Source organism: Paracoccus methylovorus (genome assembly GCF_016919705.1).
Lineage (GTDB): Bacteria > Pseudomonadota > Alphaproteobacteria > Rhodobacterales > Rhodobacteraceae > Paracoccus > Paracoccus methylovorus.
In genome coordinates, this window is sequence record NZ_CP070371.1 from 860,968 (window position 1) to 887,384 (window position 26,417).

The 26,417-nt window shown below is 62.5% G+C and carries 24 protein-coding genes; 16 read left to right on the forward strand and 8 right to left on the reverse strand.

Going from position 1 to position 26,417, the window contains the following annotated elements; translation table 11 throughout:
• The first annotated feature begins 1 nt into the window (after position 1).
• Positions 2-961, forward strand: coding sequence for a sugar phosphate isomerase/epimerase family protein (locus tag JWJ88_RS17515; protein ID WP_205295729.1), 960 nt, complete (start codon positions 2-4; stop codon positions 959-961).
• A 148-nt stretch (positions 962-1,109) separates the two neighbouring features.
• Here the strand turns inward: JWJ88_RS17515 and JWJ88_RS17520 are convergent, their stop codons facing one another.
• The 5 genes from JWJ88_RS17520 to iolG are packed head-to-tail and all read right to left on the reverse strand — an operon-like array spanning position 1,110 to position 6,461.
• Positions 1,110-2,234: a Gfo/Idh/MocA family protein gene (locus tag JWJ88_RS17520; RefSeq protein WP_205295730.1), complete on the reverse strand. Its 1,125-nt coding sequence runs from the start codon at positions 2,232-2,234 to the stop codon at positions 1,110-1,112.
• On the reverse strand, positions 2,227-3,198 hold the full coding sequence (locus JWJ88_RS17525) for a hydroxyacid dehydrogenase (protein WP_205295731.1): 972 nt from the start codon (positions 3,196-3,198) through the stop codon (positions 2,227-2,229). Before JWJ88_RS17525 ends, JWJ88_RS17520 begins: the two co-directional genes overlap by 8 nt.
• Entirely contained in the window at positions 3,198-4,004 is an 807-nt protein-coding gene (locus JWJ88_RS17530; protein WP_205295732.1) for an HpcH/HpaI aldolase family protein, read from the reverse strand. Before JWJ88_RS17530 ends, JWJ88_RS17525 begins: the two co-directional genes overlap by 1 nt.
• A gap of 16 nt (positions 4,005-4,020) precedes the next feature.
• Complete coding sequence (locus JWJ88_RS17535; protein ID WP_205295733.1) at positions 4,021-5,451, reverse strand: NAD-dependent succinate-semialdehyde dehydrogenase; 1,431 nt, start codon at positions 5,449-5,451, stop codon at positions 4,021-4,023.
• 2 nt (positions 5,452-5,453) lie between these two features.
• On the reverse strand, positions 5,454-6,461 hold the full coding sequence (iolG, locus tag JWJ88_RS17540; protein ID WP_205295734.1) for an inositol 2-dehydrogenase: 1,008 nt from the start codon (positions 6,459-6,461) through the stop codon (positions 5,454-5,456).
• Positions 6,462-6,566: 105 nt separating this feature from the next.
• On the opposite strand from iolG, the gene iolD reads away from it, so the two are divergent.
• The 12 genes from iolD (at position 6,567) to JWJ88_RS17600 (ending at position 20,751) form a co-directional block, all read left to right on the forward strand.
• Positions 6,567-8,438: a 3D-(3,5/4)-trihydroxycyclohexane-1,2-dione acylhydrolase (decyclizing) gene (gene iolD / locus JWJ88_RS17545; RefSeq protein ID WP_205295735.1), complete on the forward strand. Its 1,872-nt coding sequence runs from the start codon at positions 6,567-6,569 to the stop codon at positions 8,436-8,438.
• Between the two features lie 4 nt (positions 8,439-8,442).
• The gene (iolE, locus tag JWJ88_RS17550; RefSeq protein WP_205295736.1) at positions 8,443-9,336 is read left to right on the forward strand and encodes a myo-inosose-2 dehydratase; all 894 of its coding nucleotides are present in this window, start codon (positions 8,443-8,445) and stop codon (positions 9,334-9,336) included.
• The gene (locus tag JWJ88_RS17555) at positions 9,333-10,145 is read left to right on the forward strand and encodes an SDR family oxidoreductase (RefSeq protein ID WP_205295737.1); all 813 of its coding nucleotides are present in this window, start codon (positions 9,333-9,335) and stop codon (positions 10,143-10,145) included. Before iolE ends, JWJ88_RS17555 begins: the two co-directional genes overlap by 4 nt.
• A gap of 3 nt (positions 10,146-10,148) precedes the next feature.
• A complete protein-coding gene (locus tag JWJ88_RS17560) occupies positions 10,149-11,210 on the forward strand; it encodes a sugar phosphate isomerase/epimerase family protein (RefSeq protein ID WP_205295738.1) in 1,062 nt (353 codons plus the stop codon).
• Between the two features lie 20 nt (positions 11,211-11,230).
• Complete coding sequence (locus tag JWJ88_RS17565; protein ID WP_205296899.1) at positions 11,231-12,364, forward strand: Gfo/Idh/MocA family protein; 1,134 nt, start codon at positions 11,231-11,233, stop codon at positions 12,362-12,364.
• A gap of 52 nt (positions 12,365-12,416) precedes the next feature.
• Entirely contained in the window at positions 12,417-14,333 is a 1,917-nt protein-coding gene (locus JWJ88_RS17570) for a bifunctional 5-dehydro-2-deoxygluconokinase/5-dehydro-2-deoxyphosphogluconate aldolase (protein ID WP_205295739.1), read from the forward strand.
• 27 nt (positions 14,334-14,360) lie between these two features.
• Positions 14,361-15,158, forward strand: coding sequence for a 5-deoxy-glucuronate isomerase (gene iolB / locus JWJ88_RS17575; protein WP_205295740.1), 798 nt, complete (start codon positions 14,361-14,363; stop codon positions 15,156-15,158).
• 275 nt (positions 15,159-15,433) lie between these two features.
• Positions 15,434-16,543 (forward strand): phytanoyl-CoA dioxygenase family protein, encoded by a 1,110-nt coding sequence (locus JWJ88_RS17580; RefSeq protein ID WP_240200276.1) that lies wholly within the window; start codon positions 15,434-15,436, stop codon positions 16,541-16,543.
• 73 nt (positions 16,544-16,616) lie between these two features.
• Entirely contained in the window at positions 16,617-17,561 is a 945-nt protein-coding gene (locus JWJ88_RS17585) for a sugar ABC transporter substrate-binding protein (protein WP_205295741.1), read from the forward strand.
• 88 nt (positions 17,562-17,649) lie between these two features.
• The gene (locus JWJ88_RS17590) at positions 17,650-18,768 is read left to right on the forward strand and encodes an ABC transporter permease (RefSeq protein WP_205295742.1); all 1,119 of its coding nucleotides are present in this window, start codon (positions 17,650-17,652) and stop codon (positions 18,766-18,768) included.
• On the forward strand, positions 18,768-19,547 hold the full coding sequence (locus JWJ88_RS17595) for an ATP-binding cassette domain-containing protein (protein WP_205295743.1): 780 nt from the start codon (positions 18,768-18,770) through the stop codon (positions 19,545-19,547). Before JWJ88_RS17590 ends, JWJ88_RS17595 begins: the two co-directional genes overlap by 1 nt.
• A gap of 13 nt (positions 19,548-19,560) precedes the next feature.
• The gene (locus tag JWJ88_RS17600) at positions 19,561-20,751 is read left to right on the forward strand and encodes a Gfo/Idh/MocA family protein (RefSeq protein WP_205295744.1); all 1,191 of its coding nucleotides are present in this window, start codon (positions 19,561-19,563) and stop codon (positions 20,749-20,751) included.
• Between the two features lie 68 nt (positions 20,752-20,819).
• On the opposite strand, the gene JWJ88_RS17605 is transcribed toward JWJ88_RS17600, so the two are convergent.
• Both JWJ88_RS17605 and JWJ88_RS22230 read right to left on the reverse strand, forming a co-directional pair.
• On the reverse strand, positions 20,820-21,692 hold the full coding sequence (locus JWJ88_RS17605; RefSeq protein WP_205295745.1) for a MurR/RpiR family transcriptional regulator: 873 nt from the start codon (positions 21,690-21,692) through the stop codon (positions 20,820-20,822).
• Between the two features lie 125 nt (positions 21,693-21,817).
• Positions 21,818-22,393, reverse strand: coding sequence for a plastocyanin/azurin family copper-binding protein (locus JWJ88_RS22230; protein ID WP_407673910.1), 576 nt, complete (start codon positions 22,391-22,393; stop codon positions 21,818-21,820).
• 159 nt (positions 22,394-22,552) lie between these two features.
• Here JWJ88_RS22230 and JWJ88_RS17615 point away from each other — a divergent pair, with 159 nt between their 5' ends.
• The 3 genes from JWJ88_RS17615 to JWJ88_RS17625 all read left to right on the forward strand — a co-directional run bounded on the left by JWJ88_RS17615 (position 22,553) and on the right by JWJ88_RS17625 (position 24,346).
• Positions 22,553-23,455, forward strand: a complete 903-nt coding sequence (locus JWJ88_RS17615; RefSeq protein ID WP_240200277.1) for a DMT family transporter — start codon at positions 22,553-22,555, stop codon at positions 23,453-23,455.
• A 451-nt stretch (positions 23,456-23,906) separates the two neighbouring features.
• The gene (locus JWJ88_RS17620; protein ID WP_205295746.1) at positions 23,907-24,161 is read left to right on the forward strand and encodes a hypothetical protein; all 255 of its coding nucleotides are present in this window, start codon (positions 23,907-23,909) and stop codon (positions 24,159-24,161) included.
• Positions 24,158-24,346, forward strand: coding sequence for a hypothetical protein (locus tag JWJ88_RS17625; protein WP_205295747.1), 189 nt, complete (start codon positions 24,158-24,160; stop codon positions 24,344-24,346). The genes JWJ88_RS17620 and JWJ88_RS17625 overlap by 4 nt, the downstream gene beginning before the upstream one ends.
• Positions 24,347-25,021: 675 nt before the next feature.
• Here the strand turns inward: JWJ88_RS17625 and JWJ88_RS17630 are convergent.
• Positions 25,022-26,296, reverse strand: a complete 1,275-nt coding sequence (locus tag JWJ88_RS17630; RefSeq protein ID WP_205295748.1) for a lytic murein transglycosylase — start codon at positions 26,294-26,296, stop codon at positions 25,022-25,024.
• Positions 26,297-26,417 lie beyond the last annotated feature (121 nt).

Sequence of the window (26,417 nt, forward strand, 5' to 3'; positions counted from 1 at the left end):
CATGAAACTGGGTTTCGTGACCGACAGCCTTGGGGCCATGAGCTTCGACGAGGTGCTGGATAATGCCGTCCGTCTGGGGGTCTCTGGATTGGAGGTGAACACCGGCGGCTGGTCCACCGCGCCGCATTTTGACCTTGGGGCCATGAAATCGGACGCGCGCGCGCGCAAAAGGTTCCTCGACGCGTTCGCGGATCGCGGGCTTGAACTGATCGCGCTGAACGCGAACGGAAATCCGCTGCATCCGACCCAGCCGGAACAGGCGGAATGCCTGAAGGACACAATCCGGATCGCCGGCGATATGGGGATCAAAACGGTCGTGACCATGTCCGGCCTGCCCGCCGGGCAAGAGGGCGACCTGATGCCCAACTGGGTCGTATCCAGTTGGCCGCCTGAAACGCAGCAGATCCTGCGTTACCAATGGCAGGATAAGCTGATCCCCTTCTGGGGCGAGATCGCCGAATTGGCGAAAGCCTCGGGCGTGGAGCGGATCGCGCTGGAGATGCATGGCAACCAATGCGTCTACAACGTGCCGTCTTTGCTGAAATTGCGCGCGGCAGTCGGGCCGGTGATCGGTGCCAATCTGGACCCCAGCCATCTGTTCTGGATGGGGGCCGATCCTCTGGCCGCTGCCGAAGCCTTGGGCGACGCAATCTATCACGTCCATGCCAAGGACACTTTCCTGAACCCACCGAAACAGGCCGTTGGAAGCCTGCTGGAAAACGGCAGTCTGATGGATATTCCGGCCCGAAGCTGGTCCTATATTACCTTGGGCTTCGGCCATGGGGAAGAGTGGTGGCGGCAGTTCTGCTATCGGTTGAAGATGGCCGGTTATGACGGCTGGCTGTCCATCGAGCACGAGGATGTGCTGCTGAACTCCTTCGAAGGGCTGCGCAAATCCGTCGATCTGATGCTGGGCGTGCTGCCGATCGCACAAGCCGATTACAGCCCGCAAGCGATCTGAGCGGTTCCCAAGCGCGGCGCAGTAGCCGCGCATCGTCCTTTCTCCGGTCGGGCTTGCTCCCTTTTCCCGATCCACGGCGGGGGCCTGCTGCTTGCGGGCCCCCGCTATCTGTTCGGGACGATCCGGTTGATAGCAAGGGGCTGGCGTCTCAGACGGCGACCGTCAGCCACCCGCGTTCTGCCGAGGATTTCTGGATCGTCTCGACCAATGTCTGGATGCGCAACCCGGCGCGGAAACCAAACGGTTCGGGGATCTCGCCGGCGATTGCGCGCATATAGCCCTCTACCTCGATGGCTTTCAGGTCGTTGAAGCCGATCTGGTGGCCCGGCGCTACGCAAAAGCGGCCATAGGGCGGGTGATCCGGGCTGGCCTCGATCCGCCGAAATCCCCGCCGGCCCGGCGCATCTCCGGCCGAATAGAAATGCAGCTCGTTAAAGCGTTCCTGCGTAAAGGCCAGCGCGCCCTTGCTGCCGTAGATCTCGAAATCATGCTGCATCTTGCGGCCGGTGGCGATCCAGTTTCCCTCGATCGAGCCCTGCGCGCCATTGGCAAAGCGCAAGAAGGCGCGACCCACATCATCGACCAAAATCTGACGGCTGCCGCCGGTGCCGTCGGGGCGGGTCTGGATCATGGTCAGGCAGTCGCCCATGACTTCGGTGATCGGGCCAAGCAGATATTCCGCCGTGGCCAGGGCATGGCTGCCGATATCGGCAAGCGCGCCGCCCCCCGCCGGATCGTGGCGGAAGGTATAGGGCCCGTCGGCATCGGCCATGTAGTCCTCGGCATGAAGGCCGCGATAGCCGCGGATCTCGCCCAGTTCTCCGGCTGCGATCATCTCGCGCGCAAGACGCAGCATGGGATTGCAAAGATAGTTGAAACCGACCTGTGTCTTGATCCCGGCCTTTTGTGCCGCATCCGCCATTTCGCGTGCGTCCTGCACCAGCGGCGCCAGCGGCTTTTCGCAATAGACATGTTTGCCCGCTGCGATGGCCGCCAGCGCCATTTCCTTATGAAGCGCGTTGGGCGCGGTGATGTCCACCACGTCGATGTCGGGGTTCTGGATCAGGTCGCGCCAGTCTGCGGTGGAATGGGCAAATCCGAACTCGTGGGCGGCGCGGGCGGCGGCTTGGTCGGTGATGTCGGCGACCGTATGCAGTTCCAGCCGATAGGGCAGGTCAAAGACCTTTTGCGCGGTGGCGAAGCCAAAGACATGGGCCTTGCCCATGAAGCCGGTGCCGATCAGGCCGATGCGCAGGACGGGCTTGTCAGACATGTGCGAATTCCCGATTGACGATAAGCTGCGGGTCAAGCGTGCCGCCCAGATAGTTGACGGCGTTCTGGATAGAGGCGATGGCCATGCGTTCGCCGCATTCGGCGGTCAGCCCTGCGATATGCGGCGAAAGGATTGCCGTGGAAAGATCGAACAGCGGGTTCCCTCCGGCCGGGGGTTCTTTGCTGAAAACATCGATCCCCGCCGCGCCGACATGACCCGAGGCAAGCGCCTGGGCCAGCGCGGTTTCGTCGACGATGCCGCCCCGCGCGGTATTGGCCAGGATCACGCCGGGCTTCATCAAAGCGATTTCCACCGCGCCGAGGGTGGGTTTGTCGGCCTTTGGCACGTGGATCGAGATGCAGTCGGCCCAGCCAAGGCTTTCAGCCAGATCCGTCGCTTCCTCGACCGGACCTGCGGGCCAGCCGTTGCGCGACAGATAGGGGTCATAAGCCCGGATGGTCATATCGAAGCCCGCCGCCATGCGGGCAAGGCGTTGCCCGGTCCGGCCATAGCCGATGATAAGAAGGTTCTTGCCCGAGATCTCGCGCTGCTCCAGCCCGTCGCGCCAGTTCCATCGTCCGGGTTCGCGCACCGCGCGGTCGGCCAGCAGGGCGCGTTTCGCGCCGGCAAGCAGTTGCATCATCGCATGCTCGGCCACCGAGACGGAGTTCACGTCCCCCACGATGGCCAGCGCGATACCGCGCGCGTTCAGCGCCGCCAGATCCACCGCGTCGTAACCCACGCCGTGACGTGAGACGACTTTCAGCCTGTCCGCCATGGCGATAGTGCCGGCGGACAGCGGCTGGGTGCGGATCACCAACGCATCGGCGCGGCCGATCAGCGGCGCATAGGACGGTTCGGACACCTCTTGCACGTAATCGACGCCGAAGCCTTGGGTCTTGATCTGTTCCAGCAAAGCCTCGCCCGAGGGGTGCAGCTTTCCGGCCACCAGCAGGTGCGGCATCAGTAGACTCCTTTCGTGGCGGATGCTGGAGCGGCGCCCGTCAGGTCGCGCCATTTTGCGACCGAGGCAGAGGCAGCCGCAGCCAGCAGGCGGGTATCGCCGCCCACGGTGGTCAGATCGAAGCCCCAGCCCACCGCTTTCGCCGCATATTCGGGGCTGCCGCAATGCAGGCAGGCGCGTATGCCGTTTTCCTTGCAAGCGGCCAGGATGCGTTGGATCAGGGCCACGATCTCGGGCTCTTCGCGGTCGAAACCGGGGGCAAGACGGCCATTCTGGGTGCCCAGCGTCAGATCGGCGGGGCCGATATAGATGCCGTCAAGTCCGGGGGTGGCGGCGATCTGTTCCAGATTGTCCATGCCCTGCTGCGTCTCGATCATCGCCAGCGCCAACACCTCGTCATTAGCAGCAACCCCATAGCTGCCATAGGCGAAAGCGGCGCGTGTCGGGCCAAAGCTGCGTTGGCCATGGGGCGGATAGCGGGTGTAGCTGACGAATTCCGCGGCCTCGGCGGCGGAATTCACCATCGGGCATATGATGCCTTGCGCGCCCGCATCCAGCGCCTTCATGACGGCGCCCGGTTCGCGCCACGGCACCCGGACCAAAGGCGTCACACCCGAGGCCCGCATCGCCTGCAGCATCGGCAGCACGGCGCTGTAATCCAGCGCGCCATGCTGGGCGTCGATGGTCACGCTGTCATAGCCCTGCGCCGCCATGATTTCTGCGGTGAAGGGGTTTCCTATCGACAGCCAGCCGTTGATCGCGGCGCGACCTTCGGCCCATTGTTGCTTCAGCCGGTTGCTGAACATGCGTGGCCTCCCTTTTTCAGAAAACGATCTGCGCCAGTTTGATGTCGAGATAGTCCTCGATCCCTTCTGTGCCGCCCTCGCGCCCCATGCCCGAATGATTGGTGCCGCCGAACGGGGCCTCGGATGCGGCAAGGGCGAAGCTGTTGATGCCGACCATGCCAGCCTTCAACGCCCGAACGACGCGTCGGGCCCGGTCGGCAGAACGGGTGAAGGCATAGGCCGACAGTCCCATATCCGAAGCATTGGCCCGGGCTATCACCTCTTCCTCGTCGGCAAAGCGGGTGATCGCGGCGATGGGACCAAAGTTTTCCTCTGCAAATACGCGCATATCGTCGGTGACGTCGGTCAGCACGGTCGGCTCGAAAAAATGGCCTGCGTTCAGATGTGCCGGACGGCGGCCGCCATGCGCGAGCGTTGCGCCCGCGGCGACAGCGTCAGCGACGATGCCCTCGATCTCGGCCAGACGACCGGCGTTGATGAGGGGGCCCATGCCGGTTTCCGGGTCCAAACCGTCGCCCAGCCCGATCTTGGCGGTGCGGGCGACAAAGCCCTGGACAAAGGCGTCATGCAGGTCTTCGTGGACAAAGAAGCGGTCGGGGGTGACGCAGACCTGACCGGCGTTGGCGAATTTCGTCGGCACCGCCAGATCCAGCGCCCCTTCCAGATCTGCGTCGTCGAAAACGATCAGGGGCGCGTTGCCGCCAAGCTCCATCGAGACTTTCTTCACCGTCTCGGCGGCATCGCGGATCATCTGCTGTCCGACGCGGGTCGATCCGGTCAGCGATACTTTGCGCACCCGCGTATCCGTCATGATCGGCGCATAGGTGTCTGCCGTCGATCCGACCACCAGATTCATCGCGCCGTCTGGCAGGCCTGCGGCACGCAGGCAATCGACCATCACCATGGCGACGCCCGGCGTTTGCGACGAGGGGCGCAGCACGACCGGACATCCCGCGGCCAGCGCCGGCGCCAGCTTGCGGGCGGGCAGGGCGGCCGGGAAATTCCACGCGGTGAACGCGCCGACGATGCCCACGGGTTCGCGCGTGACCTCGAACCGGCCGCCGGGCACGCGACTTTCGACGATGCGGCCATAGATGCGGCGGGCCTCTTCGGCGAACCAGCGGAACTGGTCGCAGGCAAGAACCCATTCCCGCCCGGCTTGCGCGATGGGCTTGCCGGTTTCGGTGGCGATCATCCGCGAACCTTCCTCGGCACGGCGGACCATTTCATCCGCTGCGCGGTGCAGAGCCTCGGCGCGGGCGAATCCGCCCATGTCGCGAAGCGGGGCCTGCGCCTGAGCTGCCGCGTCGATTGCGGCGCGCGTGTCCGTGGCCGAGGCCAGAGCGATCTGCCCCAGTGATTTTTCGGTGACAGGCGAGAAAACCTCTCCTGTTGCGGCGCCGGGGATCCAGCTGCCGCCTATGAACAGGCCAAATTGTCGATACATGGCTAGCCGATGTCCTTGGTCAGGATGGTGCGGCCTTCCTTGGCCGATTTGATCGCCGCTTCGGCCAGAATCAGCGCCTGACGGCCATCCTCGAATGTCATGGGGGGTTGGGTGCCTTGTTCAACCGCATCGACAAAGGCGCCGATCTCGGCAGCAAAGGCCGGATCGTAGCGTTCAATGAAAAAATTCAGCAGCGGCGGCGCGGATTCGGTGTGATCGGCCCCGAACAGCCGCACCTTGGTCATGGCGTGGTTTTCCGAAATCGCCATGCCGGCGCTGCCGAACGCTTCGACCCGCTGGTCATAGCCGTAAACCGCGCGCCGCGAATTGTTGATGATAGCCTGCTTGCCGCTTGCTGTTTTCAGCACCACGGTGACGGTGTCGTAATCGTCCAGCTTTTCCATCAGTTCCGGCTTTACCAGCCGCGAACCGGTGGCAGCGACCTCGGTCACCTCTTCGCCCAGAATAAAGCGGGCCATGTCGAAGTCATGGATGGTCATGTCGCGGAAAATCCCGCCCGAGACCTCCATATAGGCATCGGGCGCCATATCGGGATCGCGGGATGTGATGATGACCTGATGCAGATCACCGATCCTACCCGAGGTGATGGCTTCGCGCACCCCGGCGTGACCCGAATCCAGCCGGCGGACGAAACCCAGCATGATCGGGACATTGCTGTCCTTGATCCGGGCCGCGCAGGCGTTGACGCGGTCAAGCGACAGATCAATCGGCTTTTCGCAAAGCACAGGCTTGCCTACGGCCACCGCAGCCTCGATCAGGTCGGCATGGGTCGCGGTTGACGAGGCTATCAGGATCGCATCCACTTCGGGCGAAGCCAGCACCGCCTCGACGGATTCGAACTGCGGAACCTCCAGCTTTTCCGCGACTTCGGTGGCAGAGGGCGTGTGGATATCATAGACGCCCGCCAGCGCGGCACGCGGATGCGCGGCGATATTTTCGGCGTGCATCCGCCCGATGCGGCCCGTGCCGATCACTGCGATTTTCAGCATTGAGTCTCCTCCTCAACTTTCTTGCAATAATTGTTGCGATGTTGTTGCATTGTCAATATGCATTCCGTAACATTGTGAAAAGATGCATCCGCAGGAGGAGGCGAGATGACCGGATCGACTGTACGTCTGACTATGGCTCAGGCTCTTGTTCGTTACCTTTGCAACCAGTTCACCGAAATCGACGGTCAGCGCGTCCCGCTGTTTGCCGGAGTGTTCGGCATATTCGGGCATGGCAATGTGACCTGTCTGTCCGAGGCGCTGGAGACGGTTCAGGACCGGCTTCCGACCTGGCGGGGGCAGAACGAACAGTCCATGGCGCTGGCCGCCATCGGATTCGCCAAGGCCAAGCAGCGTCGCCAGCTTATGGTGGCTGCGACCTCTATCGGACCGGGCGCCGCCAATATGGTGACGGCCGCCGGCGTTGCGATGGCGAATCGCCTGCCGGTGCTGCTGATCGCCGGCGACACGTTTGCCAACCGGATCCCCGATCCGGTGTTGCAGCAGGTCGAGCATTTCGGCGATCCGACCATCACCGTGAACGATGCCTTCAAGCCCGTGGTGCGCTATTGGGACCGCATCGTCCTGCCCGAACAGATCATCCAGTCGTTGCCGCAGGCGGTGGCCACGATGCTGGACCCGGCCGATTGCGGCCCTGCCTTCATCGGGCTGGCGCAGGACACGCAAGAGCTGGCCTATGACTATCCCGAGGTCTTTTTCGAGCCGAAGCTGTGGAGAATCCCGCGCCCGCGTCCCGACCGCGACTCGATTGCCGCCGCTGCGGATGTGCTGAAAGGTGCCCGTAAGCCGCTGATCATATCGGGCGGTGGTGTGCGTTATTCCCGCGCCGAAGATGTGCTGGCGGATTTCGCGGCCAAGCGCGGCATTCCGGTGGTGGAAACCGTGGCCGGCAAGGGCGCTTTTACCCACGATCACCCGGTTCATGTCGGCCCCGTCGGTATCCTTGGTTCGACCTCGGCCAATGCCTTGGCGCGCGAGGCGGATGTGATCCTTGCCATCGGCACCCGGTTGCAGGATTTCACCACGGGATCGTGGACGGCATTTTCGAAAGATGCGCAGTTCATCTCGGTGAACGCGGCGCGATTCGATGCGGTGAAGCATCGGGCGGTTTCGGTGGTGGGCGATGCCCGCGAAGGTATTGCCGATCTGGATGCCGCGCTTGGCGACTGGGCAGCGGACGCGAACCTGCTGCCGCGCGGCAAGGAACTGTTTGCCGAGTGGAACAGGCTGCTCGACAGCCTGCAGGCACCCACCGATGCGGCAGTGCCCTCGTATCAGCAGGTGGTCAATGTGGTGAACCGCGTTGCCCGTCCGGGTGACACGTTGATCACCGCAGCAGGCGGCCTGCCCGGTGAGGTGGTCAAGGGCTGGCGGGTCAAGGATCCGCATACCTTCGACTGTGAATTCGGTTTTTCCTGCATGGGATACGAGATCCCGGCCGGCTGGGGGGCCGCCATGGCTCAGGAAGGGCCGGGCGGCACAGGTGGCACACCGATCGTCATGCTGGGCGACGGCACCTATATGATGGCCAACTCGGACATCTATTCGGCGGCACTGACTGGCCACAAGATGATCGTGTTGATCTGCGACAACGGCGGTTTCGCAGTGATCAACAGGTTGCAGCAGGCCAAGGGCGTGCCGGGCTTCAACAATCTGCTGAAGGATTGCCGCATCCGCGACCGCAACAATCCGTTGCATGTCGATTTCGTGGCCCATGCCGCCGCGATGGGGGCACAGTCGCGCCATGTCGAAAATCTGGCCGATCTGGAAGGGGCGCTGGAATGGGCGCAGGGCAATGACGGAGTGACGGTGCTGTCCATCGTGACCGACGCATGGACCTGGACCCCTGGCGACGCGGATTGGGATGTAGGCGTTCCCGAGGTTTCCACCTTTGAAACCGTCCGTGCCGCGCGTGCAAGCCAGGAAGATATCCGTAAGCAACAACGTATCGGGGTCTGACAGTATGAAGGCGAAACTTGGGATTGCCCCAATCGCGTGGTGGAACGACGACCTTGCCGAACTGTCGGACGACGTCACGCTGGAGGAGTGCCTGCGGCAGGCTTCGCTGGCGGGCTTCACCGGGATGGAGACGGGCCGGCGCTTTCCGATGGACATGAGCGAGCTTGGCCCGATTCTTGACCGCTTTGGGATTTCGGTCTGCGGCGGCTGGTTTTCGGGTCTGCTTCTTGATGGCGATATCGAGGCAGAAAAGGATCGTATCGCGCAGCAGATGCAGTTCTTCATCGCGGCCGGTGCGCCTTGCATCGTTTATGGCGAAACGGCGCGCTCGATTCAGGGCGTGCGCTCGGCCCCGTTGGCCACCAAGCCGGTGCTGACCGAGGATGAAATGGCAGCCTACGGGCGCAAGATGTCGGATTTCTCGGATTGGTGCGCGCGGCAGGGCATGCCGATCTCTTATCACCACCACATGGCGGCGGCGGTCGAGACCGAGGCCGAGATCGACCTGTTCATGAAGCACAGCTCGGTGCCGCTGCTGTTCGACGCGGGCCATCTGGCCTTTGCGGGCGGCGATCTGATGCGTGTCATCGACAATCACCATGCCCGTTTTACCCATGTCCATACCAAGGACATCCGCCGGGCGGTGATCGATGAGCTGGACCGCTCGGGCGAAAGCTTTCTGGATGCGGTGATCAAGGGCGCCTTCACCGTTCCGGGCGATGGCGACCTTGATTTCGAGGCGCTGGTCAAGGCGCTGGCCGCCAATGGTTACGAAGGCTGGTTCGTGGTCGAGGCCGAGCAGGACCCGAAGGTCTCGCCGCCACTCGATATGGCGATCAAGGGTCACAAGGAACTGATGCGGGTGATGGATGCCGCAGGATATGAGGTCGTGAAATGAATCGCATCGACGGAAAGGTCGCCATCGTCACCGGTGGCACGCAGGGTCTGGGTGCTGCGATTGCCCGCCTGTTCGCCCGGGCAGGCGCTGCCGGCATCGTGATCGTTGGCCGCGGCGTCGAGAAAGGGCAGGCGGTCGCACGCTCGATCACCGAGGAAAGTGGCGTTCCGGTCGAGATGGTCGCCGCCGATCTGGCCGACATCGACGAGGTGCGCACCATCGTTGCTGCTGCGGACAGCCGCTTTGGCAGGGTGGACATCTTGGTGAACGCGGCGGGCCTGACCGACCGGGGCAACATGCTGAACACCTCGCCCGAGCTTTTTGACCGCATGTTCGCCGTGAACACCCGCGCGCCGTTCTTCCTGATCCAGGATGCGGCCAAGGTCATGATCCGTGAGGGGATCGAGGGACGGATCGTTAACATCGGCTCGATGTCGGGTCTTGCTGGTCAGCCTTTCCTTGCGCCTTATGCCAGTTCCAAGGGCGCGCTGGCGACACTGACCCGGCACGCCGGCTTTTCGCTGATGCGCCACAAGATCCATGTGAACCAGCTCGATATCGGCTGGATGAACTCGGATCACGAAAGAAAACTGGTCCTGTCCGAAACCGGGGATCCCGATTTCATCGACCGCGCGGCGGCGCAAAAGCCCTTTGGGCGCATCCTCGACCCCGAGGAGGTCGCGCGCGCCGTTCTGTGGATGTCGTCCGACGATGGCGGCATGATGACGGGCGCGGTGATCCCCTTCGACCAGTCGGTCTATGGCGGATATGACGACGCGCCGGTTCCGGCTGCCAAGCTGGAGGCCTGAGCGATGCGCACGATCAAGGGGCCGGGGGTTTTCCTGGCCCAGTTCGCAGCGGATCAGGCACCCTATGATACCCTGCCGGGCCTTGCAAAATGGGCTGCCGGCAAAGGGTTCAAAGGGGTGCAGATTCCCACATGGGATACGCGGCTGATCGACATGGCCCGCGCGGCCGACAGCGATGTCTATTGCGACGAGATCCGCGGCCTGCTGGCCGATCACGGGTTGGAGATCACCGAATTCGCCTCGCACATCACCGGGCAGTTGGTGGCGGTGCATCCGGCGCATGACATGATCATGGACAGCTTTGCGCCGCAACAGGTGCACGGCAACCCCGCCGCCCGTCGCGCCTGGGCCGAAGAACAGTTGCGCTTTGCCGCGCGGGCGTCAAAGCGGCTGGGGATCGACCGGCATGTCACATTCTCGGGCGCGCTGCTTTGGCCCTATCTTTACCCTTATCCGCAATGGCCCGAAGGGCTGGTGGACGAGGGTTTTGAAGAACTCGCCAGACGCTGGACGCCGATCCTGGACGACTTCGACGCGCATGGCGTGGATGTCTGCTATGAAATTCATCCCTGCGAGGATCTGCATGACGGTCATAGTTGGGAGTTCTTTCTTGAGAAGGTAAAGAACCATCCCCGCGCCAATCTGATGTATGATCCCAGCCATCTGGTCTTGCAGGGCATGGATTACCTTGCCTTCATCGACCACTACCACGACAGGATCCGCACCTTTCACGTAAAGGATGCAGAGTTCCGCCCGGACGGCAAATCCGGCGCCTACGGGGGCTATCAGCCATGGTCGAAACGCGCCGGCCGTTTCCGCAGCCCCGGCGACGGGCAGGTGGATTTTGGGGCGATCTTCACCAAGCTCTCGACCCATGGTTTTGACGGCTGGGCGGTTCTGGAATGGGAATGTTTCATCAAGAACCCCGAGGATGGCGCGCGCGAAGGTGCGCAGTTCATCGCGGATCATATCATCCGGGTCTCGGACCGGGCGTTCGACGATTTCGTGAAATCCGGCGCCGATCGTGACGCGAACCGGGCAATGCTTGGGTTGGAGGACGCATGAGCGAAGAATTGCGGCTTGGCATGATCGGCGGTGGAGAGGGGGCCTATATCGGCAATATCCACCGGCTCGCGGCAAGGCTGGACGGGGCATGGCGACTTGTGGCCGGCGCGTTCGACGCGGATCCGGAACGCGGCCGGCAGTTTGCGCTGGCACAGGGGATCGCTGCGGATCGCAGCTACGGCACCTATCAGGAACTGATAGCCGGCGAATCCGCCCGTCCCGACAGGGTGGATGCTGTGGCGATATGCACGCCGAACTTTACCCATTACCCGATGGCAAAAGCGCTGATCGAGGCGGGTTTCGACGTGATCTGCGAAAAGCCCCTGACTGCGACGCTTGAGGACGCGGTTGCGCTCGAAAAACTGGCGCGCGAAACCGGGCGCTTCGTCGGCGTCACCTATACCTATTCCGGCTACCCCATGGTGCACGAGGCCCGTGCCCGCGTGGCTGCCGGAGAGATCGGCACGGTCCGCACCGTGCAGGTGGAATATCCGCTGGAGTGGATGGCGACCGCAATCGAGCAGCAGGGCAACCAGCAGGCCGCCTGGCGCACCGACCCGAAAAAGAACGGCCGCGGCGGCTCAATCGGCGATATCGGCACTCATGCCTATCATCTGGCCGGCTTTGTCACCGGGCTCAAGTTGCAGGCGCTGACCGCCGATCTTGCCACCTTTGTCGAGGGGCGGGCGCTGGACGACAACGCGCACGTCATGCTGCGTTATCAGGGTGGGGCGCGCGGGCTTTTGTGGTCCAGCCAGGTCGCCATCGGCAATTCGAACGGGGTCCGCCTGCGGGTGTTTGGCGACAGGGGATCGCTTGCGTGGTATCAGGAACAGCCCAACGAACTGGTGCTGACCCCGCTGGACGGCCGGGTCCAGACGCTCAAGCGCGGCGCGGCGGATATGTCCGAGGATGCAAAGGCGCGCACCCGCACCCCGCCGGGCCATCCCGAAGGCTATCTTGAGGCTTTCGCCAACCTTTACCTGGGCTTTGCCGAGGCGATCCGTGCCCGCCGCGAGGGTCGCGAGCCTTCGGCCGTGGGACGGAACCTGCCGACGGCGGCGGACGGGTTGAAGGGCGTCGCCTTCGTCGAGGCGGTAGTGGACAGCCACGAGGCTGCCGATCAGCCCTGGATCACGCCCATCGCCGTTTGACGGCGCGCGCAAGTAGGATCGCCGAGGGCATCGGCTCCGATGGAGATACGGAATGACGAAGAAACTGGATCTGGTGACCATTGGCCGTTCTTCGGTTGACCTCTACGGCGCGCAAATCGGCGGTCGTCTCGAAGATATGGGGTCTTTTCAGAAATACATCGGCGGCTCGCCTACCAACATGGCGGCGGGCACCGCGCGGCTGGGGTTGAAATCGGCATTGATCACCCGTGTGGGTGACGAGCATATGGGCCGCTTCATCCGCGAGGAGCTGGCGCGTGAAGGCGTGGATCTGCGCGGCGTCAAGACCGATCCCGACCGGCTGACGGCGCTTGTGCTGCTGGGCATCCGCGACGAGCACAGCTTCCCGCTGATCTTTTACCGCGAGAATTGCGCCGACATGGCACTGTGCGAGGATGACATCGACGAGGATCTTATCGCCGATTCCCGCGCTGTGGTGGTGACCGGCACCCACCTGTCGCACCCCAATACCGAGGCCGCGGTGCTGAAGGCGTTGCATCTTGCCCGCAAGCACCATGCAAGAACGGCGCTGGACATCGACTATCGCCCCAATCTCTGGGGTGTCGCCGGCCATGGCGACGGCGAAAGCCGCTTTGTCGAAAGCGAAGAAGTCACCGCCAAGCTGCAATCGACGCTTGGGCTTTTCGACCTGATTGTCGGAACCGAGGAGGAATTCCACATCGCCGGCGGCTCGACCGACACGCTTGCGGCGCTGCGCGCGGTACGGGCGATCAGCGATGCCACGCTGGTTTGCAAACGCGGCGCGGCGGGGGCGGTGGCCTTTCCCGGCGCCATCCCGGCCGCGCTGGATCAGGGCGAGACAGGACCCGGCTTCCCCATCGAGGTCTTCAACGTGCTGGGCGCCGGGGACGGGTTCATGTCGGGGCTGCTCAAAGGGTGGCTGGACGATGCCGGTTGGCCGCGCGCGCTGGAGTATGCCAATGCCTGCGGTGCCTTTGCCGTCAGCCGTCACGGCTGTGCGCCGGCCTATCCCTCGTTGCAGGAGCTCGAGTTCTTCCTGCGGCGCGGCATCCTTCGGCCCGACCTGAGAAACGATGCCGAGTTGGAGCAGTTGCACTGGTCCACCAACCGCCGCGCGTTTGCGGGCGGAGACTGGCCGGATATCCGTGTCTTTGCCTTTGATCACCGGATGCAACTGGAACAGATGACAGGCGCCACGCCCGAAAGGATCGACGCTTTCAAGCGGCTCTGCCTTGATGCCGCGCACCAGGTACAGGCGGCGCGTCCGGGTTATGGCATCCTTTGCGACAACCGGCTGGGCCGTGCGGCGCTTCATGCGGCGGCCGGGACCGGGCTTTGGATCGGGCGGCCGGTGGAATGGCCCGGTTCGCGCCCGCTTACGCTGGAGCCCGAGCTTGGCCCGGATTACGGCGGGCTGTCGGAATGGCCGCTTGAGCATGTGGTCAAGGTTCTGTGCTTTTGCCATCCGGATGACGATGCGGCGACCTGGGCCGCGCAAGAGGATGTCTTGCTGCGCCTGTTCTCGGCAGCCCGCCGCCACCGGCTGGAGTTTCTGCTGGAAGTGATCCCCTCCAAGGTGGGCCCGGTCGATGATATGACCACCGCGACGATCATCCGCCGCTTTTACGGCCTTGGCATCTTTCCCGATTGGTGGAAGCTGGAGCCGATGAAGACCCCCCAGGCATGGGCCAACGCCGTGACGGCCATCACCGAGAACGACCCCAACACGCGGGGCATCGTGATCCTTGGTCTGGACGCGCCTGAAACGGAACTGGCGGCCAGCTTCCGTGTCGCCGCGGCCCAACCTCTGGTGCGCGGCTTTGCCGTCGGCCGCTCGATCTTTGGCGAAGCGGCGCGCGGTTGGATGGCGGGTCAGCTTTCGGATCAACAGGCCATTGCCGACATGGCGGAGCGCTATGGCCGGCTTTGCGACATCTGGGATCAGGCCCGCCGCGACAGCCTTGCCTGAAAACGCGCCATTGCAGGAGTGCAGACCATGAGCCACCTTTTACTGAAGCCCTTTGGCACCACCGGCAAGGTTCATCAGGTCACACCGGCCTCGGCCGGCTGGCGCTACGTCGGGTTTTCGCTTTACCGCCTGCGGCCCGGAGAAACGGCGGCAGAGGCCAGCGGCGATAACGAGGTCATTCTGGTCATGGTCGAGGGCAAGGCGCATTTCACCGCCGCCGGGCAGGACTGGGGCATTCTGGGCGACAGGATGGATGTGTTTGAGAAAACGCCGCCGCACAGCCTTTACGTGCCGAACGGACAGGACTGGAGCGCCGTGGCGCAGACGAATTGCGTTATCGCGGTCTGTGCAGCCCCGGGTAAGGGAAACCATCCCGCCCGCAGACTTGGCCCGGAGGGGATCATGCTTGCCGAACGTGGGTCGGGCAGCAACTTGCGGCTGGTCAATAACATCGCCATGGAGGCCGAAGACGTATGCGACAGCCTGCTGGTGACCGAGGTCTACACTCCGGCCGGCAACTGGTCGAGCTATCCCAGCCATCGCCATGACGAGGACGACTTTCCCCGCGTCACCTATCTTGAGGAAACCTATTATCACCGGATCAGACCGGCCCAGGGGTTCGCCTTTCAGCGGGTCTATACCGATGACGGCAGCCTGGATGAGGTGATGGCGGTCCGCGACGGCGATGTGGTGCTGGTCCCGCGCGGCCATCATCCCTGCGGTGCGCCGCATGGGTTCGAACTTTACTATCTGAACGTGATGGCCGGACCGCGCCGCAACTGGCGTTTTGTTACCGATCCGAACGTGGAGTTCCTGACGAAATAGGCATCCTGTGCAAGCAGGGTCCCGGGGCCATTGCACGGGGCCTGCGCGTGCAAGGTCTGTCACCGTTCATGCAGTCGCTTGTGATCTTTGTGATCGGATAAGGGCCTCGGGCGGGAATTAGTTATTGACTCAGGCGATAGCTTGCAATCAATATTGCGAAAGCAGTAAGGTTGCAATTTCTTCTGGAGTGGGTTGCAGGGATCGCCCCCGGGGCGTGGGCAGTATTCCGAAGGACAGCCTGTCTGAACAGAGGCCGACGATGAAGGGAGAGCATCGTGAGGGATCTTGTATCCGATATCCGTCTGGACGAATTCCGGTCTCAGGTAGAGACACAGACAACCGCCGATCAGTGCCCCACGGCCATAGCCATCGAAAAGAACATCCCGATCTACGATGGTCACAAGGTGACCAATGCCGTTGCGGGGGAATGGGCCGCGGTGATCGGGCAGGGCGCGGGCGTCTTTGTCGTCAAGCGCGCCTTCACCGATCCCGGCGCCATCGATGCGGCCAGCGACGCTTTTCGTGCCATCATCGCGCATGAGCGCGCGGCCGGAATTGCGGCGGGCGACCATTTCGCCAAGGCCGGCGCCAATGACCGCATCTGGAACAGCCTGCAAAAGCTGTGCCTGCACGACCCTGCGGTCTATGTGCGCTATATGGCCAATCCGGTGATTGATATCGCCTGTCGCGCATGGCTTGGACCCGGCTACCAGATCGCCACGCAGGTCAACCAGGTCCGGCCCGGCGGCAAGGCGCAGGCACCGCATCGCGACTATCACCTGGGCTTCATGACGCCCGAACAGATGGCGGAATATCCCGATCATATCCATGCGACCGGCCCGACGCTGATCCTTCAGGGAGGGGTGGCACATTGCGATATGCCTGTGGAAAGCGGCACCACCAAACTGCTGCCGCATTCGCAACGCTATTTGCAGGGCTATATTGCCGCCACCCGTCCCGAATTCCGCGACTATTTCGAGAAAAGCTGCGTGCAATTGCCGCTGGAAAAGGGCGATGCGATCTTTTTCAGCCCGGCTTTGTTCCATGCCGCGGGCGAAAACAGGACCAGCGATGTGGTGCGGATGGTCAACCTGATCCAGACCGCCTCGGCTTTTGCCCGGCATATGGAGGCGATCGACCGGACTGCCATGTCGCGTGCGATTTTCCCCTATCTGGGCGCACTTTCAGCCCGGCAACGGCAGGCCGTGATCGCCGCCACGGCGGATGGTTATCCATTCCCCACCAACCTCGACACCGATCCGCCGATCGGCGGCCTAGCGCCGGAAAGCCAGCAGGACCTGCTGGCCCGCGCCGTCGCCGAGGGTTGGGATCAGGCCCGGCTGAATGCGGCGCTGGACGCCCAGGATGCCAAGCGCCGTCCATGAGTCCGAAACACCAAAGGATCCGCCAAGGCTTTCGGCGGTAAGACAGGGAAGCCAAAAAAGGGAGGAAGTCAGAATGAAATCCATGCTTCGATCGGTTGCGGTTGGCGCAATCATGGCGGTGACCGCGATGGCGGGTGCGGCGCATGCCGAAAATGAGCAGTTCGTATGGATCAGCCATGGACCCGACAGCGACAGTTGGTTCAACGTGATCAAGAACGCCATCAATGTCACCAACGAGCAGATGGGCGTCTCGACCGAATACCGCAATCCGCCGACCGGCGATCTGGCCGACATGGCGCGGATCGTGCAGCAGGCGTCGGCGGCGGGCGTCGACGGCATCATCGTGACCATCGCCGATTACAACGTGCTGGAAGGCCCGATCAAGGACGCCGTCGCCAAGGGGATACCCGTCGTGACCGTCAACTCGGGCACGGTCGAGGAAAGCAAGCAGCTTGGTGCGCTGCTTCACGTCGGCCAACCGGAATACGAGGCTGGGCTGGGCGCGGGTGAGCGGGCCAAGGAAGAGGGCATCACCTCATTTCTGTGCGTGAACCACTATATCACCAACCCGCAGTCCGTAGAGCGCTGCCGGGGATTTGCGGACGGTATCGGGGTCGAACTGGGCAACCAGATGATCGACTCGGGCATGGACCCGTCGGAAGTCCAGAACAAGGTGAAAGCCTATCTTACCGCCAATGCCGATACCGGCGCGATCCTGACGCTGGGCCCGAACTCGGCCGAACCTTCGATCCGCGCGGTCAAGGATATGGGGCTGGACGGCGAGATCTATTTCGGCACTTTCGACCTGTCGCCCGAAATCTCGGCCGCGATCAAGGACGGCACGATCAACTTTGCCATCGACCAGCAACCCTTCCTGCAAGGCTCGGTCCCGATCCAGGTCCTGACCGCCTTTGTCCGCTACGGCGTGGCGCCTTCGAATTCGGTTTTCACCGGGCCGGGCTTCGTGACCAAGGACAATATCGACTTCGTCGAATCGCTTGCCGGCGAATTCCGCTGACCTGACACCGATCTGGAGCTGAAATGTTCCAGCGGGGCCGGGAAGGCGTCGCCGCCATCCCGGCCATATTCATCTGTGGGGAACGAATATGACCAACGCAGCCCAAGCTGCGCCTGACGAGCGTATCAAAGCGGTTTCGCCCTGGCGCCGCGCCCTGATCCGGCCCGAACTGGGCGGTATTTGCGGCACCATTCTGGTCTTTATCCTTTTCGCAAGCATTGCCGGCGACAGCGGCATGTTCCGCGCCGAAGGCATCATGAACTGGACCGTGGTTTCCGCGCAGTTCATGATCATCGCTGTCGGGGCCTGCCTGCTCATGATCGCGGGCGAGTTCGACCTTTCGACGGGTTCGATGATCGGCTTTTCAGGCACGGTCATGGCGATTTTGGCGGTCCATATCGGTTGGCCGCTTTGGGCGGCGATTATCTTTACCTTTGCGTTCTGCGTGGCGATCGGGGCCTTGAACGGCTGGCTGGTGATCCGCACCGGATTGCCGTCCTTTATCGTGACGCTGGCTTTCCTTTATATCCTGCGCGGGCTGACGATCTGGGGCTCGATCCGGTTCACCCGCCAGACCATCATCGGCGGCGTGGCCGAAAAGGCGCAGGGGGATTGGCTGGCGCCGGTCTTTGGCGGCAAGATCCTGACGGGGCTGTTTCAATGGATGGCTGACGCGGGCTGGATCGCGACCTTCACCCGCGGCAGCCGCGCCGGGCAGCCGATCATCGAGGGAATCCCGATGCTGTTGGTCTGGGCCCTTGGGCTGGTGATCTTTGGCCACTGGCTGCTGACACGGACCAAATTCGGCAATTGGATCTTTGCCTCGGGCGGCGATGCGCAGGCGGCGCGTTACGTCGGCGTGCCGGTCAACCGCGTCAAGATCCTGATGTTCATGTTCTCGGCCTTCTGTGCCACCGTCTTCGCCACCTGCCAAGTGATGGAGTTCGGCTCGGCCGCCGCCGACCGAGGCCTGCTGAAAGAGTTCGAGGCGATCATCTGTGTCGTCATCGGCGGCGCGCTTCTGACCGGCGGATACGGATCGGTCATCGGTGCCGCGCTTGGTGCGATCATCTTTGGTGTCGTGCAGCAGGGGCTGTTCTTCGCCAATGCCGAAAGCTCGCTGTTCCGGGTGTTTCTGGGTGCGATCCTGCTCGTCGCGGTGATCATGAACACCTACATCCGCCGCATTATCACGGGAGAACGCTGATGGGCACGCCTATCGTGGAAATGCGCGACATCAAGAAGCATTTCGGCCATGTGATCGCGCTGAACGGCGTGTCGTTCGATGTGCGTGCCGGCGAGTGTCATTGCCTGCTGGGGGACAACGGTGCGGGGAAGTCGACCTTTATCAAGACCATGTCGGGTGTGCATCGCCCTTCGTCGGGCCAGATGTTCATCGACGGCCAGCCGTTCAGTTTCGACAGCCCCCGCGATGCCATGAAGGCGGGTATCGCCACGGTTTACCAGGATCTGGCGATGATCCCGCTGATGAGCGTGGCCCGGAACTTCTGGATGGGCCGCGAGCCGGAAAAGGGCATCACGCCCTTTCGCAGCATGGATATGAAAAAGGCCGACGAAGTGACGATGGCCGAGATGAAAAAGATGGGCATCAACCTGCGCGGACCCGATCAGGCGGTAGGCACCCTGTCGGGGGGCGAGCGCCAGACGGTCGCTATCGCCCGCGCCGTCTATTTCGGCGCCAAGGTGCTGATCCTGGATGAGCCGACCTCGGCCCTTGGCGTGCGTCAGACGGCGAACGTGCTGGGGACCATCGACCGGGTACGCAAACAGGGGATCGGCGTCGTCTTCATCACGCATAACGTGCGCCATGCCCTTGCCGTGGGCGACCGCTTTACCGTGCTCAACCGCGGCCAGACGCTGGGCACCGCCATCCGCGGCGAAGTCGATGCCTTGCAGTTGCAGGACATGATGGCGGGCGGGCAAGAGCTTGCAAGCCTTGAAGCCTCTCTGGGCGGTACGATCTGAAGGACGACGAGAAATGAGCTTCAACGACCGAAGCAACCTGCGCCTGCCTCCTTTGGGGCGGCGTCTGAGATTGGGTTTCGTGGGCGGCGGCCGCGGTGGGCTGGTGGGAAGCTGGCATTTCGCCGGCGCGCGGCTGTCCAATCATTTCGACGTGGTGGCGGGGGCGCTGTCCTCGCGCCCCGAAAATGCCGCGCTGTCGGCTGCGGATTGGGTGATAGCGCCCGAGCGCAGCTACAGCGACTATCATGAGATGGCCCGGACCGAGGCAACCCGTCCCGACGGCATCGAGGCGGTCTCGATCTGCACGCCGAATGACAGCCACGCCCGGATCGCCATCGCCTTTCTCGATGCGGGAATCGATGTCATCCTTGATAAGCCGATGACCTCGACCATCGCGGATGCCGAGGCGTTGGTCGCCGCGCAAAAACGTACCGGCGTCAGCCTGTCGATGACCTATCCGTTTTCGCATCACGCCATGGTCCGGCAAGGGCGCGCGCTGATCGAAGAGGGCCGGATCGGCAAGGTTCGCCAGGTCCATGTCGAATACCTGCAGGACTGGAACATCGCCGCCCAACCCGATGATGGCGCGCCATGGCGACAAGATCCAGCGCGGGTCGGGCGCAGTTCGATCGTCGGGGATATCGGCACCCACGCCTATCACCTGCTGCACAGCCTGACCGGACTGGATGTGTCTGAACTGCGCGCCGATATGTTCGTTTGCGGCGGAGCCAAACCGCAGCCCGACACTGCCCATATAGGGCTGCGCCTGAGCAATGGCGCGCCCGGTCTGATGCATCTGAGCAATGCCGTGGCCGGCCATTATTGCGCGTTGCGCATCCGCGTCTGGGGCGACAGGGGTACGGTGGAATGGGATCAGGAATATCCCGAGGAGCTGCGCTTTGTTCCCCTTGAGGCAGAAGAGCGCATCTTTCGTCGCGGTGCGGGGCAGGGGATTGTGCCGGCGGCGGCTGCTCTGACGCACCTGCCTCGTGGCCACGGTGAGGCGCTGACTGACGCCTGGGCCAATCTTTATGCCGAGGCGGGACTGATCATCGCCAGCCGTCGCAGCGGCCGGGATCTGGGTGCGGGTGAGACGGTCGTTTCCGGAGTGGATGACGGCTTGCGCGGCATGGGTTTTGTCGAAGCCTGTGCCGACAGCGCCGAGGCCGGGGGTATCTGGACAGCGATGGCAGATCGAAACTGAGCCGCTTTTGTGGGCTGCAAGGCCCGAAGGGCCCGGCGCTGACCTCATGTCGGACCGGCGCCAGCGCCTTACGTGCCGGTGACGGTCGGGATCCGCGGTGCATCGGCATTCTGTTGCACGCGCGCGGCGACTGAAATGGTCAGGGCCTGCGCCAGACACATCGGCGCAGCCAGCGAGCGTGAAAAAGTATAGTCATGCTCGGGAACCGGGAAAAGAACCTTCGCAGATTTGGCAAAGGGCGAAAGCGTGCTGTCGGAAATGGCAATGACATCCATACCTCTCGCCCCCGCTTCGTCCACGACATCAACCACTTCCTTTGCGTAAAAGCGGAATGAAACTGCCATCAGCACGTCGCGCTTTGTCATGGTTCGGGCGACATAGGTAGAAATGCCGCCTGCCGAATCCAGCAGGATGCACCGCTTGCCGATCATGGTCAGTTGATAGCGCATCAACTCGACCACGGGCAGCGAACGCATCTGGCCGATCAGATAGATCGTCTCGGCATGCTGAAGCAGCGTTGCGGCCTCGACCAGGTCCTCCTGCCGGATATCGGTCAGCATTTCCTGCAATGAGGCGATATCCCGCACCACGAGATCGCTGAGAAAGCCGAATTCATTCCTGTCGCCAGAGGTATGCAACTCGGTCTCCAGCGCCTTCACGCGGGCCTCAAACCCCGGTGCCGCCGTGGCGAGACGTCGCTGGAACAGAGACTGCAATTCCTTGAAGCCTTTATAGCCAAGGGCCTGCGCGAAACGCACGAAGCTGGAGGCATGGATCCCGCAACGGTCGGCGATCGCATTGACCGATTGCACGGCGACGTCGTTCGGATTCTGGGTCAGAAACACCGAAATCCGCTGGTATGTCTTGCTCATCTGATCGTGGCGTTCGTGGATCAACCGGATCAGATCTTCATAGTCTTTTGGCGGTAAGGCATGGGTCATGAATTTGCTCCTGCCGCCACATTGCAACAGAAATTGCAAAGTTCCAAGCCCGAAGGGTCGCGGGTTCTTGGTTGCGGCACCGTCCCGTCATCCCTTGGTTTCGCATCCACCAACCCCGGCCGGGTTCAGCTTTCGGCATCGCGCCGTTCAAGGATGTCCAGCATGCGTTGGCGCGCGGCATCGGGCAGGTTGTCAGGCAGGTCGGCCTCGTTGGCCGGGGTGTCGCCGACCTGAATCAACATCACCATGCCCATGGTGTAATGCGGCGAGCATTTGATACCCCAGATCCCCGCGTCGGTCAGGATGACCTCGATCTCTTCGTTGATCTTGCCCACGAACTTCCTGCCATCTCCGGGGATCATTCCGGCGATGGTGGCGGCGTTGTGGCCGGGATCGGCGGCAATGAATTTGACCGTATCCCCGGGCTGGACCATCAGGTATTCGGGCTCCATTTCGCTGGTGACGGGATCACCGGTCAGATACTCGCGCTTGACGGCGATGTAGTCGGCCGGAAAACGGCGGCGGTTCATCTCGGCCGCGACGATGAAGGTCGGGTTTGCCTTGGCGAGGGTTTCCCAGCCCACGGTCGGCCATTCCTCTTGCGAGGAGACGACGTTCCTGACGCCCAGTTTCGACAGCATCCAGCCCGGCACGGCATTGGTTCCCGCGCGAGGCTTAGCGGTGGCGGGCTGGATCTTCATGCGGGACGCAGACCTTTCGGTGATTTAAACGCAAGAAACGGATCGCCTGGATCGGTCCGGACATGACACCTCGCTGCACAGCACAACCCAAGGGGCAGAAACGAAGAAATGGAAGCATCACCTCTCGCCAACCGTCCCATGACAGCGATGGAATGGACCATGCTGCTGGTGCTTGCCTTTGTCTGGGGCGGATCGTTCTTCTTTAACAGCATCGCCTTGCGGGAACTTCCGGTGTTCACGGTCGTCGTGTCCCGCGTGACGCTGGCCGCTATCATCCTGTTCACCATCCTGCGGTTGCGCGGAGAGCGAATGCCGCGTGATCGGCGGGTTTGGGGCGCATTCTTCGCCATGGGGCTGCTGAACAACGTCATTCCATTCTCGCTGATCGTCTGGGGGCAGCAACATATCGCGTCTGGCGTTGCGTCGATTCTGAACGCCTCGACGCCGCTGTTCACCGTCATCCTCGCGCATATCCTGACCAACGACGAACGCATGACCGGGGGGAAACTCGCGGGCGTCCTGATCGGCTTCATCGGAGTTGCGGTGATGATCGGCGTCGGGGCACTCAACGATCTTGGGGTGCATGTGACGGCGCAGTTCATGTGCCTTGCCGGTGCGGTTTCCTATGCTTTCGCAGGCATCTACGGGCGCAGGTTTCGCGCCATGGGGATCAGCCCCCTGAGCACGGCGACCGGACAAGTCATCGCGTCAAGCCTGATCATGCTGCCGGTGGTGATGGTGCTGGACCGCCCATGGACGCTTGCGGCGCCCAGCCCCGCCGGCATCGCCGCAGTGATCGGCGTGGCCGCAATTTCAACTGCGCTGGCCTATGTGCTCTATTTCCGCATCCTTGCCACGGCGGGGGCGACGAACCTGCTGCTGGTGACATTCCTGATCCCGGTCAGCGCAATCCTTCTTGGCACCTTGTTTCTGGGCGAGGTTCTGCTTCCTCGTCATTTTGCGGGTATGGCGCTGATCGGGGCAGGGCTGGCCGCCAGCGACGGGCGACCATGGACAGCGATCCGCGCCGCAGCCACGCAAAAGAATGGAACAGCCCGATAAGCAAGGGCGATCTGTGCCCGCAGGCTATCAAGGCTCCAGATGACCCAGGTCATATCGAACTTCACCTGGAAATAGGGACAGCTCCAGCGTTGGGCGGTCATCGGCTCCAGCAGGGGTAGTAACGATTGCGCCAGGCCAAACGTATGTCCATTGGTCGACGTCGGAGTGCCGGCCTTTTCGACCTCGTCCACCACCACGACTGGATTGGCGATCCGGGTCTGCAAGATGGTTTCGATGAGCCGCCCCGGACAGGATCCACCCCAGCCACGTTGGCTGCCGACCACTCCAAACGACGCGTTTTCTCCGGTCGCCTCGATGATGGTCGTGGGGTCGCGAGCAGTTCGCCCAGGCGGCGAGCCCAATAGCTCTTGCCGATGCCGGGTGGCCCGTCGAGCAGCAGCGGCGGCAGCCCCAGACCTTCGCACCCTTCATGCACGCAGCGGCGCATGGCATGCCAGACGATCTCGGTGGCCGGCGCCATCCATGGCATGTCGGCATGAAGACTGGCGGCGATCTCATCAGCGCGATGTTCGTTGGGAATCACGACCAGGCGCGCGCCATCCTTCAAAACCGCGAGACGCTCGACAGCTTCACGTTTCAGATGGCTCAGCCCACTGGCGACCTTTCGACGCTCAAGCAGGTGTTTGATGCGACACTGAATGCGGAACTGTCATCTCCGCCGAGCTTGACCAGCCGAAAGCTGTGATCGGTGCCCTGATCTTCGTCATCCTCATCATCTTCATTCTGGCAATCGGCAGGGGCGGTCTGCTGATCCAGGCGGCGACAGCGCAAGTGGTGCGGATGCCGCTCGAAACGCTGTTCCAGCTTGTAGGCTGTCTCTTCGGGATCGAAAAAGCGGGCTTCGATGAACCGGATGCGGGACATGGGTGAGGTCCTTTCGGGCAAAGCTAGACTGGCGGCCGGAACAAGGCCGATTGCGCAGGTAGCAGTTAGCAGGGGTTATTGCGGTGTCCGGCGCTGCGATGAACGACAGCGGTCATGCAAACCGGAACGGGGCAGGGGGAAGGTTCAGTCCTGACTGAAATCTATCGCCACAGGGTGCAGCAAGGCGATCAGCCCGGACAGACAGGCAGAGACCGACAGGCGGGGTTTGGCATCGCAACCTCCTTCGGGGCATGTCTTCGCCGTTCGGGAAAGCATGGCTTTCCCGGTGAGCAAAAGAGAGTTCGGAAGCTCTGGAGCCAGGACATCTTTTGGGTCCTGTGACGTTCCGGAGCGGATGCAGCAAACTTTGCCGGGAGATGTGGAAGCCGTCAATGAGGGCGGGATCGCCTTGGGTCTTGGCAGCGCCTGGCTGACGGGATCCGGCAGGATCAATTCAATCCATTGATATTCATCAATTATCTTTGAGGCGCTGTAATCTAATGGGCATTAATCGCGCGTCCAATGGACAAAAATCACCCCATAATGGTCATTATTTGGTGGTGAGGACAACAACGTCCCCCGTGGATATAGCTAAGTCGATAACCGGAGTTATGTAACTAAATGAATTGCCGAGCCGCTTCTGAAATTACGTCCCGGCAACTTGCTTGATAAATCGCCTGATCAGCCCCGACGCAACTGCTCAAGCAGCGCGGCCGAAGGCTCGCCGGTGGCAGGCAGCCCGCGCGAGGTTTGATAAGCCCTGATGGCGTTGGTCGTGTTCGAGCCGACGTTGCCATCGACACCCTGCGTGTCAAAACCGCGGGCGGTCAGCAGGCGTTGCATTTCTTTACGCTGCTCAATGCGCAGACCCGGATGATCGGCTGGCCATGGATTGGCAAGGCCCGGGTAACCCTTCAGCCGGTCCGCCAGATGAGAAACCGCCAGTGCGTAGCTGTCGGCATTATTGTAGCGCAGGATGGCGTGGAAGTTGCGCGTGATCAGGAACGCCGCACCCGATGGACCTCCGGGAAGGATCAACTCGGTCGGGGTGCCGGCGGGCGGCAAGGGTCGCTGGTTGGCCTGACGCACGCCCAGGGACTGCCATTCTGCAACGCTGCGGCGCTTGCCCTTGCCAGCCAGCGCGGTGTTGAAACCGGCCGGCAGCGTAACCTCGACCGCCGCAGGCAGGCCACGTTGCCAGCCGGATTTCGCCAGGTAGTTCGCCGCCGAGGCCAGTGCGTCCGAAGGATCGTTGGACCAGATGTCCCGCCTGCCGTCCCCGGTGAAATCGGCCGCGTAGCTTAGATAGGTGGTCGGGATGAACTGGGTGTGCCCCATGGCGCCGGCCCAACTGCCGGTCATATGCGCGGGATCTATGTCGCCCGACTGCAGGATGCGCAGCGCCGCCATCAACTGGCTGCGAAAGAAATCGCCGCGATAGCCTTCATAGCTGAGCGTGGCGAGGCTTTCGATCAGCGGCAGGTCGCCACGCCGCTCGCCATAGGTCGATTCCATGCCCCAAACCGCAGTGACGACTTCCTTGTCCACGCCATAGGTCGCCTCGATACGGTTCAGCACCCCGCCGTATTGAGCCAGCGCTGCCCGGCCGTTGGTCTGGCGCTTTTCGGAAACCGCATTTTCCAGATATTCCCAAAGCGATTTCTTGAATTCGGCCTGATTTTGCGAGCGACGAACGACCTCGGGGTTATAGGTCACGTCACGAAAAGCGAACTCCAGTGTGCTGTCGCTGATGCCCTGCCCGCGTGCGCTGGCCTTGAAGCCCTCGACCCAGTTACGCAGCCCCGCGACCTTTTCGGGCGGCGGATTCTGGTTGCGACCCCATTTTATCTCTTGGCTTTGTGGTGAGACGCCCGTGCCGGAATAATTGCCGGCGCAGCCGCCAAGCACCAAAGCCAAAGCCGTCAGCGTGGCCGAAAGTCGCAACGAAAACCGCATGTCTGTCCCCTTGGTCAAGCCTTTTGAGCCAGCCTAACGTCCCATACACCGGGCCGAAAGCGGTAATCTGGGTAACGGCAGAAGCTCGCCTTTGGAAAAGCAAATCATTCTTATAAAACAG

Bases quoted from the DNA above. Each gene is read 5' to 3' on its own strand.
- JWJ88_RS17515 (WP_205295729.1), top strand. From the start codon at position 2: ATGAAACTGGGTTTCGTGACCGACAGCCTTGGGGCCATGAGCTTCGAC.
- JWJ88_RS17520 (WP_205295730.1), bottom strand. From the start codon at position 2,234: ATGTCTGACAAGCCCGTCCTGCGCATCGGCCTGATCGGCACCGGCTTC.
- JWJ88_RS17525 (WP_205295731.1), bottom strand. From the start codon at position 3,198: ATGCCGCACCTGCTGGTGGCCGGAAAGCTGCACCCCTCGGGCGAGGCT.
- JWJ88_RS17530 (WP_205295732.1), bottom strand. From the start codon at position 4,004: ATGTTCAGCAACCGGCTGAAGCAACAATGGGCCGAAGGTCGCGCCGCG.
- JWJ88_RS17535 (WP_205295733.1), bottom strand. From the start codon at position 5,451: ATGTATCGACAATTTGGCCTGTTCATAGGCGGCAGCTGGATCCCCGGC.
- iolG (WP_205295734.1), bottom strand. From the start codon at position 6,461: ATGCTGAAAATCGCAGTGATCGGCACGGGCCGCATCGGGCGGATGCAC.
- iolD (WP_205295735.1), top strand. From the start codon at position 6,567: ATGACCGGATCGACTGTACGTCTGACTATGGCTCAGGCTCTTGTTCGT.
- iolE (WP_205295736.1), top strand. From the start codon at position 8,443: ATGAAGGCGAAACTTGGGATTGCCCCAATCGCGTGGTGGAACGACGAC.
- JWJ88_RS17555 (WP_205295737.1), top strand. From the start codon at position 9,333: ATGAATCGCATCGACGGAAAGGTCGCCATCGTCACCGGTGGCACGCAG.
- JWJ88_RS17560 (WP_205295738.1), top strand. From the start codon at position 10,149: ATGCGCACGATCAAGGGGCCGGGGGTTTTCCTGGCCCAGTTCGCAGCG.
- JWJ88_RS17565 (WP_205296899.1), top strand. From the start codon at position 11,231: ATGATCGGCGGTGGAGAGGGGGCCTATATCGGCAATATCCACCGGCTC.
- JWJ88_RS17570 (WP_205295739.1), top strand. From the start codon at position 12,417: ATGACGAAGAAACTGGATCTGGTGACCATTGGCCGTTCTTCGGTTGAC.
- iolB (WP_205295740.1), top strand. From the start codon at position 14,361: ATGAGCCACCTTTTACTGAAGCCCTTTGGCACCACCGGCAAGGTTCAT.
- JWJ88_RS17585 (WP_205295741.1), top strand. From the start codon at position 16,617: ATGAAATCCATGCTTCGATCGGTTGCGGTTGGCGCAATCATGGCGGTG.
- JWJ88_RS17590 (WP_205295742.1), top strand. From the start codon at position 17,650: ATGACCAACGCAGCCCAAGCTGCGCCTGACGAGCGTATCAAAGCGGTT.
- JWJ88_RS17595 (WP_205295743.1), top strand. From the start codon at position 18,768: ATGGGCACGCCTATCGTGGAAATGCGCGACATCAAGAAGCATTTCGGC.
- JWJ88_RS17600 (WP_205295744.1), top strand. From the start codon at position 19,561: ATGAGCTTCAACGACCGAAGCAACCTGCGCCTGCCTCCTTTGGGGCGG.
- JWJ88_RS17605 (WP_205295745.1), bottom strand. From the start codon at position 21,692: ATGACCCATGCCTTACCGCCAAAAGACTATGAAGATCTGATCCGGTTG.
- JWJ88_RS22230 (WP_407673910.1), bottom strand. From the start codon at position 22,393: ATGAAGATCCAGCCCGCCACCGCTAAGCCTCGCGCGGGAACCAATGCC.
- JWJ88_RS17615 (WP_240200277.1), top strand. From the start codon at position 22,553: ATGCTGCTGGTGCTTGCCTTTGTCTGGGGCGGATCGTTCTTCTTTAAC.
- JWJ88_RS17620 (WP_205295746.1), top strand. From the start codon at position 23,907: ATGCCAGACGATCTCGGTGGCCGGCGCCATCCATGGCATGTCGGCATG.
- JWJ88_RS17630 (WP_205295748.1), bottom strand. From the start codon at position 26,296: ATGCGGTTTTCGTTGCGACTTTCGGCCACGCTGACGGCTTTGGCTTTG.